At 77.2% G+C, this 307-nt stretch carries 1 pseudogene; it reads right to left on the reverse strand.

Annotated features, from left to right (window positions below):
- Positions 1-307, reverse strand: a pseudogene (locus DW211_RS10205) (lantibiotic ABC transporter permease); the annotation flags it as partial.

Consider the following 307-nt stretch of genomic DNA (forward strand, 5'->3'; position numbering starts at 1 on the left):
CGAGCGCCGCAAGGGCGAGCAGCTTCGCCGCGACGGCGCGCCCGCGCGAGGGGACCGCCGTGAGGTTGGCGAGGCGCCCGGCAGCGCGCTCCTCGTCCACGGCGAGCCCGCAGACGATGGCGGACATGAGCGGCATGAGGGCGCCGAGGAACTGGGCGTAGGCGTCCGCGCCCAGCGCCGGGTCCCATCGGGTTACGGAGAAGTACTCGCCGCAGGCAAGACCGGCCGCCAGGCCGCAGGCGAGGTGCACCGCCGCGAGCGGGGAGCGCGCCAGGCGCAGGGCCTCGGAGAGCAGGGCCCGCGGGAG

The sequence above is a fragment of the Collinsella sp. AM18-10 genome, assembly GCF_003471585.1.
In the GTDB taxonomy this organism is placed as follows: domain Bacteria; phylum Actinomycetota; class Coriobacteriia; order Coriobacteriales; family Coriobacteriaceae; genus Collinsella.